Annotated in this window: 11 protein-coding genes; 6 read left to right on the plus strand and 5 right to left on the minus strand. The window is 70.6% G+C overall.

Features of this window, described 5'->3' with window-relative positions; genetic code table 11:
* Positions 1-960 carry an SDR family NAD(P)-dependent oxidoreductase gene (locus tag BLW84_RS26850; protein ID WP_093270543.1) on the minus strand — a complete coding sequence of 320 codons (960 nt, stop codon included), beginning with the start codon at positions 958-960 and terminating at the stop codon, positions 1-3.
* A gap of 55 nt (positions 961-1,015) precedes the next feature.
* Between BLW84_RS26850 and BLW84_RS26855 the strand changes: the two genes are divergently transcribed.
* From BLW84_RS26855 to BLW84_RS26870, 4 genes are all read left to right on the plus strand, one after another.
* Positions 1,016-1,447, plus strand: coding sequence for a MerR family transcriptional regulator (locus BLW84_RS26855; protein ID WP_093270547.1), 432 nt, complete (start codon positions 1,016-1,018; stop codon positions 1,445-1,447).
* A 104-nt stretch (positions 1,448-1,551) separates the two neighbouring features.
* A complete protein-coding gene (locus BLW84_RS26860; protein WP_093270550.1) occupies positions 1,552-2,301 on the plus strand; it encodes a glycoside hydrolase family 30 protein in 750 nt (249 codons plus the stop codon).
* A gap of 621 nt (positions 2,302-2,922) precedes the next feature.
* Positions 2,923-3,477, plus strand: a complete 555-nt coding sequence (locus BLW84_RS49315; protein WP_245761402.1) for a glycoside hydrolase family 30 beta sandwich domain-containing protein — start codon at positions 2,923-2,925, stop codon at positions 3,475-3,477.
* 43 nt (positions 3,478-3,520) lie between these two features.
* Positions 3,521-4,363, plus strand: a complete 843-nt coding sequence (locus BLW84_RS26870) for a hypothetical protein (protein WP_093270553.1) — start codon at positions 3,521-3,523, stop codon at positions 4,361-4,363.
* A 40-nt stretch (positions 4,364-4,403) separates the two neighbouring features.
* Here BLW84_RS26870 and BLW84_RS26875 read toward each other — a convergent pair whose 3' ends face one another.
* Both BLW84_RS26875 and BLW84_RS26880 read right to left on the minus strand, forming a co-directional pair.
* Positions 4,404-6,068: an amidohydrolase gene (locus tag BLW84_RS26875; RefSeq protein ID WP_245761403.1), complete on the minus strand. Its 1,665-nt coding sequence runs from the start codon at positions 6,066-6,068 to the stop codon at positions 4,404-4,406.
* Positions 6,069-6,085: 17 nt separating this feature from the next.
* Positions 6,086-7,414: an MFS transporter gene (locus tag BLW84_RS26880; RefSeq protein WP_093270556.1), complete on the minus strand. Its 1,329-nt coding sequence runs from the start codon at positions 7,412-7,414 to the stop codon at positions 6,086-6,088.
* Positions 7,415-7,572: 158 nt separating this feature from the next.
* Here BLW84_RS26880 and BLW84_RS26885 point away from each other — a divergent pair, with 158 nt between their 5' ends.
* Complete coding sequence (locus BLW84_RS26885) at positions 7,573-8,472, plus strand: LysR family transcriptional regulator (RefSeq protein WP_093270559.1); 900 nt, start codon at positions 7,573-7,575, stop codon at positions 8,470-8,472.
* 24 nt (positions 8,473-8,496) lie between these two features.
* On the opposite strand, the gene BLW84_RS26890 is transcribed toward BLW84_RS26885, so the two are convergent.
* Positions 8,497-9,690: an MFS transporter gene (locus BLW84_RS26890; protein WP_218157479.1), complete on the minus strand. Its 1,194-nt coding sequence runs from the start codon at positions 9,688-9,690 to the stop codon at positions 8,497-8,499.
* Positions 9,691-10,056: 366 nt separating this feature from the next.
* Between BLW84_RS26890 and BLW84_RS26895 the strand changes: the two genes are divergently transcribed.
* Positions 10,057-11,070: a M14 family zinc carboxypeptidase gene (locus tag BLW84_RS26895; protein ID WP_093270728.1), complete on the plus strand. Its 1,014-nt coding sequence runs from the start codon at positions 10,057-10,059 to the stop codon at positions 11,068-11,070.
* A gap of 261 nt (positions 11,071-11,331) precedes the next feature.
* On the opposite strand, the gene BLW84_RS26900 is transcribed toward BLW84_RS26895, so the two are convergent.
* Entirely contained in the window at positions 11,332-12,726 is a 1,395-nt protein-coding gene (locus tag BLW84_RS26900; RefSeq protein WP_245761404.1) for an MFS transporter, read from the minus strand.
* Positions 12,727-12,729: the final 3 nt, after the last annotated feature.

Below are 12,729 nucleotides of genomic sequence, written 5' to 3' on the forward strand. Positions count from 1 at the left end.
TCAGGCGAAGGCGTCGACGCCGGTCAGCTCGGCGGAGAGCGCCCACAGCCGGGCCGCCTGGTCCGGGTCGGTCGCGTGGTCGCGCACGCCGGTCCAGCCTTCGGTGCTGTCGGTGGGTTCGGCGATGTCGCAGTCCTCGCAGTAGGCGCCGCCCATCCCCGCCAGGCGCGGCGATGCCGCCGCCCAGACCTGCGTCGCCGCGCCCTGCTCGGGCGTCTTGAAGTCGCTGTTCACCAGGTTGCCCGCCGCGTCGATCCAGCCCGCCGCGACCATCTCCTCCTTGGGCAGGTGGCGCACCAGCGGCGTGAGGATGGCGCCCGGGTGCAGCGAGAACGCCCGCACCCCGCGATCCCGGCCGAGCGCGTCGAGGTGGGTGGCGAACAGGGCGTTCGCGGTCTTCGACTGCCCGTAGGCCAGGAACCTGTCGTAGCCGCGCCCGAAGTGCGGGTCGTCCCACCGGATCCCGGAGAACTGGTGGCCCGCCGAGGAAACCGAGACGACGCGCGCGCCCGGCGCGATCGCCGGCCACAGCAGGTTGATCAGCGCGAAGTGGCCGAGGTGGTTCACCGCGAACTGCATCTCCCAGCCCGGGCCGACCCGCGTCTCCGGGCAGGCCATGGTCCCGGCGCTGTTGATGACCAGGTCGATGCGGCGGCCGGTGGCGAGGAACCGTTCGGCGAAGCTGCGGACGCTGTCCAGGTCGGCGAGGTCCATCCCGGCCACCTCGACATCACCGAGGGCTTCCCGCGCCTCGGCCACCCGGCGCGCGGGGACTACGACGTGCGCGCCGGCGTCGGTGAGCGCGCGGGTGGTCGCCAGGCCGATGCCGGAGTAGCCGCCGGTGACGATCGCGAGCTTGCCGGTGAGATCGATCCCGCGCAGGACTTCGGCGGCGGTGCTGCGGGCGCCGAACCCGGACCCGATCTTGCCCTGGGGTGTTGCGGTCGGTGTTGCTGTCATGCGGCGGACGCTATGAGCTAGAGCCCGCTCTAGGTCAACTCAGTAGGCTCGCGGCATGTCCCCAAGCGCCTCGGAACTCAGCATCGGGCAGGTCGTGGAACGCACCGGGCTGAGCGTCCACGCCCTGCGCTTCTACGAACGCGAAGGCCTGCTGATCGGCCCGGTGCGGCGCAATTCCGGCGGCCGTCGCGTCTACCGCCAGATCGACGTGGAATGGCTGCTCAACTGCACGAAGTTCCGCGCCTCCGGGATGCCGCTGGCCACCATCCGGCGCTTCGCCGAGCTGGTCCGCAGCGGCCCCGGCAACGAGGACGAGCGGCTCGCGCTGCTGCGCGAGCACCAGCGGCAGGTCGTCGAGCGGATCAACGAGCTCACCGACTGCCTCGCCCTGATCGACCACAAGGTCGAGGTCTACGAGGAGCACCTGTCCAACGGCACCGCGAACGGCCTCTGGAACCTGCCGGAATCCGCCGATCAGGCGGGCTGACGCGGAGTTCCCGGTGCTCCCTTGTCGGCGGAGCCGGGCCGTGGCACTCTTTGTTGTCGTTGACAACAAAATGCCGGTACGTCCCGCCCGCCGAGGAGCCGACCATGATCTCCGCGCACCGAAAACCACTGGGAAGACTGGTAATCCTGCGCCGCGCCGCGTCGCTCGCGGTCGTCGGCGCCGCCCTGCCCGCGCAGGCCGCCGGTGAGATCGTGGACATCTGGCTCACCACCACGTCCGATCCCGGCGGCCGCGTCGTCACCCGAGGCCTGGAGCAGCAGGCGCCGGTCGAGTTCGGGCCCGGCGGCGGAACCGGCCAGGTCACCATCGGCGTCGACGAATCCCGTGCCTACCAGGAGTTCGAGGGTGCCGGCGCGTCGTTCACCGACACCGCGGCGTGGCTGATGAACTCCAGCGGCGCGTTGTCCGAAGCCACCCGCGAGGACACCATGCGCCGCCTGTTCGACCCGAACGCCGGAATCGGGTTGTCGTTCCTGCGCAACCCGATGGGCTCGTCCGACCTCGCGAGGTTCGACTACTCCTTCGACGACACCTGCTGCGACGTCGGAGACTTCTCCATCGAGCACGACCTGGCCGACGTGCTGCCGCTGACCAAGCGCGCGAAGGAGCTCAACCCGGCGATGAAGATCATGGCCTCGCCGTGGAGCGCGCCCGCGTGGATGAAGGACAACGGCAGCATGCACCAGGGCTGGCTGCAGGCGCAGTACTACGGCGAATACGGCCGGTACTTCGCCAAGTACGTGCAGGAGTACCAGGCGCGCGGCGTGCCGATCGACTACGTGTCGCCGCAGAACGAACCCGGTTGCTGCCCCGGTTATCCGTCGATGCAGTGAGGTTTTTCCAACCTCGTTCTGCGTGGCGGTGCGGGTGGCGGAACCTCAGCGCCCGCCTGGCTGTGGGTGCCCTGACTTGTGTATGCCCAATACACGGCGTCAGGGCCGTCCTCGCCAGGCGAACGCTGAGAACCCGCGGCGGTGCCAGTTGCGAAGGGGCCCGAAAGCGCCTGACGGCGCTTGGCGACGGCACGCACGCAGGCGCAGGTCAGACACCGCAGCTGCGGTACCCGACCAGGATGAAAAACCCTCAGTGGAACACCGAAGGCCTGATGTACTTCGCCAAGAGCGCGCTGTGGCCCGCGTTCCGTGAAGCCGGGATCGGCACCAAGACGCTGATCATGGACTGGAACTGGGACGGCTACGACACCTGGGCCCGCCCGCAGCTGCAGGACCCGCAGATCGTCGGCGATCCGCTGTTCGGCGGCATCGCCTGGCACGGCTACGGCGGCGACGTGTCCGCGCAGACCCGAGCGCACGACGAGTTCCCCGACGTGAAGTCCTACGACACCGAGCATTCCGGCGGCACCTGGATCGGCGACCAGCAGGCCGAGGACATGCTCAACATCATCGACTACACGCGGAACTGGGGCCGCAGCGTGGTGAAGTGGAACCTTCGCGGTGGACCAGAACCGCGGCCCGCACAACGGCGGCTGCGACGTCTGCACCGGGCTGATCACCGTCCACAACGGAGACGACCGGCACGGCGAGGTGGACTACGCGATCGAGTACTACTCGACGGGCCACCTGACCAAGTTCGTCAAGCCCGGCGCGGTGCGCATCGAGTCCGACGACGACACCTCGGTGCGCAACGTCGCCTGGCGCAACCCGGACGGTTCCAAGGCGCTGATCGCCTTCAACACCACCGATGCCACGCAGAACGTGGTGGTGAACTGGGCGGGGCAGTCCTTCGCCTACGACCTGCCGGCCAACACCACGGCGACGTTCACCTGGGGCGGCGCGGCCGCCCACCCCGTGAGCGCGGGCGGGGCGAGGCTGCTGCGCTGCCGGCCGGCGCGACCCGGCGGGACGGTCGCCGTCGGGCGGCCTGAGCAGGACTGCGAGCGGGTGCCGGGCGGGGAGAGTCCGGCACCCGTCCTGGCGGTCCACATTGGAACTCGCGCGGCACGTTCACCGATCCGGACCAAGCTTTTGAGCCGAAGGTGTTGCAGATGATCAGCGGGCCTCGGCGGCCCGGCCGCGCTGCCAGAATCGAGGCATGTCGCAGTCCCGCGGAAACAGGACGCCGTTCGATGAGATCTACGACCAGCCCGACCCCCGCGCCTACTTCAGCACCCTCGGCCGGTACGGCTACCGGACGCCGCACCACGCCCAACCGGTGTTCCGCCGCCTCCTGGCGGAACGTGCGAAGTCCGGGCGGGTGACGGTGCTGGACCTGTGCTGCTCGTACGGCATCAACGCTGCGCTGCTCAACCACGACCTGACCTTCGACGACCTCCACGCCCACTACGCCTCGCCGGGCGTAGCCGAGCTGGGCACCGCCGAACTGATCGAGCGCGACAAGGACTTCTACGCGGCCCGCCGACGCGCGGACGCGGTCCCGGTGGTGGGCCTGGACATCGCCGCTCCCGCGATCGACTACGCGGTGTCCGTCGGCCTGCTCGACGCCGGTTTCACCGAGAACCTGGAGGCGGCGTCCGCGTCTCCGGCGTTCTTGCGGGCCGCCGCTTCGACGAACCTGATCACTGTGACCGGCGGCATCAGCTTCCTCTCCGCCCGGACCTTCCACCAACTGCTGCAGGCCGCCGCCGAACCGGTGTGGGTGGCCGCCTTCGTCCTGCGCACCGGGACCTACCGGCCGATCGCCGACGCCCTAGCCGAACACGGACTCGTCACGGAGGTCGCCGTGGACCGCACCTTCGAGCAACGCCGGTTCACCGACCCGGAAGAGCAGCGCTACGCCATCGCCGCCGTCGAGGCCGCCGGAGCGGATCCCGCCGGGAAGGAGACCGAGGGCGGCTACCACACCGCACTGCACCTGTCCCGCCCGCCGCAACACCTGGCCACGCCGCACGGCAGCTTCGTCTGGCCGGGAAGCTGAACCGCCGCCGCAGGGTTGTGCGGCGGCGGTCGCGGTGCGCTCAGGCGATCTTCAACGCCCCGGTGTCGTGGGCGATCCGCCCGCCGACGACCGTCGCGCCCACCGTGAGCTCGCCGATGCGTTCCGGCGCCACGCGCAGCAGGTCGTCGCTGAGGACCGTGAAGTCGGCGAGCATGCCCCGGGCGAGGGTGCCCTTGACGTGCTCCTCGTGGACGGCGTGGGCCGAGCCGATCGTGTAGGCGCGCAGCGCCTCGTGGGTCGTCACCGCCTCGTCCAGGCCGATCGGCGCGCCCGAGGCGGTTCGCCGGTTCACCATGTCGTGGATGCTCAGCAGCGGGTCGGGCGCGACCACCGGCGCATCCGTGGAGCCCGGCAGCACCACGCCCGCGTCCAGGAACGAGCGCATCCGGTAGGCGAGCCGGCTTCGCTCCGGGCCGAGGGCCGCCAGCATCCCGTCGCCGATCTCCGACAGGAACCGGCCCTGCGGCACCGGGATCAGGCCGAGCTCGGCGATCCGGGCTACCTGCTCGGCGCTCGTCACCGCCGCGTGCTCGATCCGGTGCCGCACGTCGGTGCGCGGGTGCAGCCGCTGCGCCTCCTCGTAGGAGTCGAGGACGACGTCCAGGGCGGCATCGCCGATGGCGTGCGTGGCGACCTGCCAGCCGCAGCGGTGCGCCTCGACGATGTAGCGGCGGATCTGCTCCCGTTCGTACTGCAGCAGGCCGCTGTTGCCGGGGGAGTCGTGGTAGTCGCAGCACATCGCCGCGGACCGGCCGATCAGCGAGCCGTCGGAGAGGATCTTGGTCGGCCCGATGCGCAGCCACTCGTCGCCGAACCCGGTGCGCAGGCCGAGGTCGAGGCCGTACCAGGTGTTGCCCGGCTCCAGCGCGCCGCAGTCGTGCAGCGCGGTGATGTAGGGCATGACCGTCATCCGGACGCCGAGCAGCCCCCGTTCCCGCGCGCGCATGTAGGCGTCCAGGTCGGCGGGGCCGTTGCCGATGCCGTCGACGACGCCGATGCCCGGCTCCGTCGCGCTGGTCAGCCCGATCGCGAGCGCGGCTTCCGAGGCGGCGGCGATGTTGGCGACCCACTCCTCGGACGGCTCCGGCCGGAGCACGTGCTCGACCAGCTGCATCGCGGTCTCCTGGAGCAGCCCCGCCGCGCGCCCGTCCGCGTCGCGCACGACGTGGCCGCCCGGCATGTCCGGCACGTTCGCGAGGTCGCCGAACCCGGCCCGCGCGAACGCCTCCGTGTTGGCCACGGCCATGTGGTGCGAGGTGTGCATCAGCCACACCGGGCGGCCCTGCGCGGCCCGGTCGAGCGCTTCGGCGGTCGGGTGGGCGCCGATCTTGTTCTGGTCGTAGCCCGAGCCCGTCACCCACGCGTCGGCCGGCAGCGTCGCCGCCCGCTCGGCCACCGCCTGGTAGAGCGCGTCGAGGCTCGGCGCGGCCTCGTAGGAGACGTCCAGTTCGCGCAGCCCCTTGCCGACCAGGCTGAGGTGGTGATGCGCGTCGTTGAAGCCCGGCACGGCGTGCGCGCCGCCGAGATCGACCACCACGTCGGAGGCACAGGCCGCCGCCTCGTCGTCGAGCGCGGCGATCCGGCCGCCCAGCACGCCGATGGTGTGGGCCGCGGGGCGGTCCGGGTCGAGGGTGGTGAACCGTCCATTGTGGAAGATCGCGTCGAGGCGCACGGTTTTGGTCAACTCCTTCTCTGGATGGGTCAGGCGATGGCTTGCGCGGGCTGTTCCTGGGCCGCTCGCCGCGCGCCGAAGCGGGCGAGACCGGCCACGCTCGCGGTCGTGATCAGCAGCAGGGTCACGTAGAACCCGGCCACCGGCCAGAAGGAACCGCCGCTGGAGGTCAGCAGGGCTTGGGCCGCGAACGGCGTCGTGCCGCCGATGAGCGTCGAGCAGAGCTGGTAGGCCAGCGAGATCCCGGTGTAGCGGATCCGGGAGGGGAAGGCTCGGGCGAGGAAGCCGGCCAGCACGGCGTAGTACCCGGAGCCGCTGACGATGGCGAGCGCGATGCCGGCGAAGACCAGCAGCGGCTGCGCGGTGTTGATCAGCAGGAACATCGGGACGGCAACGACGGCGTTGACCAGCAGCGAGCACACCATGAACCGGGCCTCGCCGACGCGCTCGGAGATCAGCGCGGCGATCGGTTGCCACGCGAACTGCACCACCGAGATCGCGAGCAGGACGTACAGCATCGTCTGCCGGTTCATGTGCAGCTCGTTGGTGGTCCAGGAGAGCACGAACGTGTTGGTGAAGTAGGCGGTCGAGATGCCCATGATCGAGGCGCCGATGCCGAGCAGCACGGTCCGCCAGGCGGTGCGCAGCACCTCGGCGACCGGCAGCCGCACCACGTCGCCGCTGGACTTGACCCGTTCGAACTCGCCGGACTCCTCGACCTTCATGCGGATCAGCAGGCCGACCACGACGAGGACCCCGGACAGCAGGAACGGCACGCGCCAGCCCCACGCGAGGAAGGCGGCGTCGTCCAGGGTGCCCGCGGCCAGGAAGACCAGCGTGGCCAGGATCGCCCCGGCCGGGGAGCCCTGCTGCACCAGCATCGCGAAGAAGGAGGCCCGGCCCTTCGGCGCGCTCTCGGAGGCCATCAGGACCGCGCCGCCCCACTCGCCGCCGACGGCGATGCCCTGGACGGCGCGCAGCAGCGCCAGCAGGAACGGGGCGGCGACGCCGATCTGCGCGTGGGTGGGCAGCACGCCGATCATGAAGGTGGCGACGCCCATCAGCAGCAGCGTGGTGACCAGCGTGCCCTTGCGGCCCATGCGGTCGCCGAAGTGGCCGAAGATGATGCCGCCCAGCGGCCGGGCGAGGAAGCCGACCCAGAAGGTGGCGAAGGAGGCGAGCACGCCCGCGGCGGGCGAGACCTCGGGGAAGAACAGCTTCCCGAAGACCAGCGCGGACGCCGTTCCGTAGATGTAGAAGTCGTACCACTCGATGGTGGTGCCGACGAACGAGGCGAGACCGGCGCGGCGGGCTTGGCCAGAGGCGCGGGCAACCCCGGCGGGGCGTGGGACGTTCATGGGGTCTCCGGCGGTAGCGGAGCCTTCGGTGCGGGTTCTCACCGGAGGAGCCGGGTGGGTGTTGGACAGCCCATAGTTTGAGTTCGGCCACCGATGTCGTCTAATACTTGATTGCTAGCAATCTGATGCCTCAGAGGCATCGCCGAAGGGAGGGCGACGTGGAGCTGCGGGTGCTGCGCTACTTCCTCGCCGTCGCGGAGTCCGAGTCGGTCACGGCCGCGGCCCGCATGGTGCACGTCGCGCAGCCGTCCCTGTCCCGCCAGCTGAGCGCCTTGGAGCGAGACCTGGGGGTATCGCTGTTCACGCGCCGCCCCGGGTCGCTGACGCTCAACGCCGCCGGCCGCCGCTTCCGCCCGGTCGCCCAGGACTTGGTGCGCCGTGCGGAGCAGGCCGCCGAGACGATGGCCGCCATGGGCGAGGGGGAGGAGGCGGCGCTCACCGTGGTCGCCGCGCCCGCCACGGTCGCGTCCCTGCTGGCCCCGTTCATGGCCGGCGGCGGCGCGGCGGGGCCCACGCTCCGCGATGCCATCCAGGAGGAGCCGAGCCGGGTCTTCGACACCCTGATGCGCAGCGACGCCGACCTCGGCATCTCGACGTTCCCGGCCCCGGCCTCGCTGGAGTCGGCGTTCCTGGGGCGCACCCCGGTGCTGGCCCAGGTCCCCGCCGATCACCCCCTGGGCGGGCGCACCACGATCGACCTCGCCGAGCTGGTCGCCGAGCCGCTGATCGTGATGACCCGGTCGAACGTGGCCCGGCTGGTCGTCGACGAGGCCATCAGCCGGGAGGGCCTGACGCCGGCCGGCGTCGTCGAGACCGGCTCCTCGGCCTTCGCCCAGGCCCTCGCCGCGGCTGGCCGGGGGATCTGCCTGGTCACCGACGAGGCCCGGTTCGGCCTGCGGGACCTGATCGTGCGTACCGGCGAAGGCCCGCTGACGGTGCCGCTCCACGCGGGCTGGGACGCCGCGCACTACGCGCTGCCTTCCATCCACGCCCTGGTCGACGGCTTGCGCGTCTACTGCGTGGAGCGCACGCGGCGGTTCCCGGGACTGCAGCCCTGAACCATCAGAGTCCCTTGTGGACGTTCATCGCGGGGCCGTCGGGAATCGGGATCCGCCCACCACGAACAGGGCGAGGACGGCGAGCGCCGCGCCGAACCACAGCACGCTCGCGGTGCCGATGCCGTCGACGGCCAGGCCGCCGACGAGCGAGCCGAGCGCGATGGACAGGTTGAACGTGGAGACGTACAGCGAGGATGCGGCCTCGGTGGTCTCCGGCGCGGCCTTGAGGATCCAGGTCTGGAAGGTGACCGGCAGCGCGCCGTAGCCCGCGCCCCACAGCACCAGGACGCCGGCCGCGGTGACGGCGGTGTTGTCGACGACGGCGAGGACGACCATGGCCAGGGCGAGGATCGCGGCGATGCCCGCGGCGGTCTGCCGCATCCGCCTGGCGATGAGCGCGCCGGCGACGAAGTTGCCGCAAAGCCCGGCGAGGCCGAACGCCAGCAGCAGCACGCCGATCAGCGCGCCGTCGACGCCGTCGGCCTGGAGGATCGGACGGACGAACGTGTAGGCCAGGAAGTGGCCGGTGACGCCGAGGAACGTGATGGCGATGCCGGCCCGCACGCCCGCGTTGCCGAAGAAGACCCGCGGCAGGTCGGCGAATCCGATGGTCTGCCGGGCCGGCACCTTCGGCATCAACAGGGCGATGCAGACCAGCGAAACGAGCCCGAGGACGCCCACGGCCGCGAACGCGTTGCGCCAGCCGGTGAGGTCGCCGAGGAACGTGCCGATGGGAACGCCGAACACGGACGCGGTTTCGACGCCGCCGAAGATGACCGCGGTCGCCCGGGCCACGTGGCGCTCCGGCACCAGTCGCAGCGCGATTCCGCCGGAGATGGACCAGAATCCGCCGACGCTGATGCCGATCAGGAAGCGGGCGATCAGCACGGTGGTGAAGCCGGTCGCGAAGGCGGAGGCGAGGTTGGCGGCACCGACCAGGCCGATCAGTGTAGCCAGCACGACGCGGCGGTCGAGCCGGCCGGTCGCGACCGTGACCAGCGGTGCCGAGGCGGTGGCGACGAGGCCGGGAACGGTCAGCATCAGGCCCGCGGTGCCTTCCGACACGTCCAGCTCGGAGCCGACCGGCGTGAGCAGTCCCACCGGCAGCAGTTCGGAGGTCATCAGGGAGAAGATGCCCAGTGCCACGGCCAGCACGGCGAGCCAACCCCTGGCGGTCGACCGGCCGGTCTGGGGCACCGAATCCTCGCAGGTCGTCACGACTCTGAAAACCTTTCTCGGGGAGAGCGATCCGCGGCGCGCCGCCGGCGGTCAGGCGGTGACGAGGACGGCGGAGGAGTCCATGCGCTGTGGCACCGGGAAAGCTGTCACGCCACGACCCTAAGCGCTGGAACGACCGCGGATCTGGTGCATTCCCGTGCGGGGAACACGGGCCAATTCGCCGCCGGACAGCCCGGCTGGAACTCGCGCACGCTCGGAACCCCGGTTTCGGCCGGTGCCGCACCCGGTCGGGCCTGGCGCCAGCAGGTGCCGCCGACGTCCGCGACCGCTGGGTCGTTGCCGATGCAAGGGAATTCGGCTCCGGATCTTGTGGTGCGGCCGTTCGGCGGGGCAGACTCCTGCGTCATGGTGAAGTCGACGCGCATAGCGCTGCTTTCCGTTGTCGTAGCGGTCCTTTCGATCCTGGGGTTCGTCGCGCCTTCGCAGGCCGCGCCGCCCGGCCGGGTCGACCCGCGGCCTAGCACGGAGAAGCTCGCCCGGGAGCTGCAGGAGCTCCAGTGGCGCAGCCGTGGTGCGATCCAGGTGAACGCGATCGGCGAGTCCAACCAGGGCAGGCCGGTGTGGAGCGCGCGGGTCGGCGACGGGCCGTTGCGCATCCTCTACGTCACCCAGCAGCACGGTGACGAGCCGCTCGGCACGCCCGCCGCGCTGGAGTTCCTGCGCGACGTCGGCGTCGGCCAGAGCAACTACCAGCGCTGGTTGCGGTCGCAGGTGACCGTCGACATCGTGGTGCGGGCGAATCCCGATGGTCACGAGCAGAACTGGCGCTACAACTACGCGCCCGACGCCACCCCCGAGTACGGCGAGGCGGGCAAGGGCTACGACATCAACCGCTACCACGACCCGGCGGTTGCGCCCGAGGACAACCCGGCCACCGAGGCGGGCCTGATCCAGCGGCACTACGCGCAGTTCCAGCCGCAGATCGTGGTCGACTACCACATGCAGGGCCGCTACGTCGACGGCTCGGGGCGCGAGATCACCGCGTCGCTGCTGTGGCCGACGAACCAGGGCGTTGCGGCGGACGACATCGCGCTGGCCAAGCAGATCTCGGTGGTGGCGCAGCGGTCGATGACCGAGGGCGGCGCGAACGTGTCGCAGTACCCGGGCGGCGACTACCAGGGCATCGCCCGCAACGCCTACGGGCTGCGCGGCAGCGGTAGCGTGCTCATCGAGCTGAGCGACATGGGCGCGGAGCACGAGCAGGCGCAGATCGAATCGGCGCTGCGGTCGATGCTGGCCATCGCGCACAGCGCGGCCGATGGCTCGCTGACGAAGGTCGATCCGGCCGGGGCCGACGCGATCCCGCCGCGCGGGACGCCGCTGCCGCAGGCCGCGGCGAGCAGCGTGCACTCCGACTGAGTCGGCAACGGAGCACACGGCCTGCGGTTGCGCAGGCCGTGTGCTTCTCCGTTTCCGGGCTCAGGTGCGCTAGCGATTCGCCGGCACGCCGAAGGATTCCAGCACTGTGTCCACATAGGATTCGGCGTACTCGGGTGCGGCGTCAGCGCTGTTCAGCGCGACCGTGCCGAGGTAGACCGCGTACGCGGCGGCGGCGAGATGCCGGGCCTGGTCGGCGGGCGGGCCAGGTTCGGCAAGTGCGGGTTTTGCGGGGCAGGTGCGTTAGGCATAGCGCCGGAATCCGGTTACCGCGGTGATAGCTCCGAGACCGGCGAGGATACCGATAGCGGCGAATGCGGTGTGGAAGCCGCCGAGGCCGGTTCCGGCCACGAGGACAGTTGACACGGCCGCGACGCCTGCCGCGCCGCCGATCTCACGCATCGTCTCGATCAAGCCCGAAGCGAGTCCTGATTCCGATTCCGTGACGCCGGACAGCGCGCCGATCTGCAGCGAGGGCGCGCAGAGCCCGAAGCCGAGTCCAGCGAGCAAGAACGCCGGAAGCAGGTCGGAGACGTAGTCGACGTCGGCGGGGACCCGCGTAAGCCACACCATTCCGACGGTCACGAGCATCAGGCCGATCACCAGCAGGCGCCGGACGCTCACGGCGGCTGCGAGGCGGCCCGCGGCGGACGATGCCACGAAGACGGTCGTTGTCGTGGCAAGCCACGCCAGACCAGTATGCGTCGGCGAGTAGCCGAGTTCCTGTTGCATCAGCAGCGATCCGAGGAAGATGAACGAGAAGAACGCACCGAACACGAGCAAAGCGGTGAGGTTCGCCGCGACGAGCGTGCGATTCCTCAGTGCCCTGGCCGGCACGAGCGGGGCTGGTGAACGCTTCTCGAGCCAGACGAACGCGGCTGTCAGCCCGCCCGCCGCGATGAACCACGCCAGTGTGATGGCGGAGGTCCATCCGTGGGTGGAGGCATGGTGGAGTGCGTAGACGAATGTCAGCAATCCGCCGGTCACCGTGCTCGCCGCTGCGACGTCGAGCCGCCCGGAACGGCCACGGGGCTCATCGGCCGCAAGGCAGATGGTGGCGAGTGCGATGAGCACGAGTCCTGCGGGAACGTTGATGAAGAACGCCCACCGCCAGCCCGGACCAGCGGCAATGAGACCACTCGCGACAACGCCGACCGTTCCGCCTACGCTGGCGACGGCTCCGAGGATGCCGAAAGCCCGATTGCGTTCCCGCCCTTCGCGGAAGGTGACGGCCAGCAGCGACAAGGCTGCCGGTGCGATGAGTGCGCCGCCCAACCCTTGGAGCCCACGGGCTGCGATCAGCATGCCGACGTGCTGCGCCACGCCCGCCAACAGCGATGCGGCGGTGAACAAGCCAAGGCCGGCGAGCATGATGCGGCGTCGTCCCAGCAGGTCGGTTATCCGACCACCGACGAGGAGGAATCCGCCGAGCAGGAGGCCGTAGGCGACGACAATCCACTGCAGACTGGCTTGGCTGACGTCGAGGTCTCGCTGGATCGAGGGCAGGGCCACGTTCACGATGGCGATGTCAACGCCCACCATCGCCTGGGCGGCGCCCGCCAGTACCAGCACGAGGCCTTGGCGAGGGCGTGCCTTCTTCTCGCGAGTGGTTTCCACGGTGCTTTCCATGGCAGACATAGG

It is taken from the genome of Saccharopolyspora shandongensis (assembly GCF_900106995.1).
Lineage (GTDB): Bacteria > Actinomycetota > Actinomycetes > Mycobacteriales > Pseudonocardiaceae > Saccharopolyspora > Saccharopolyspora shandongensis.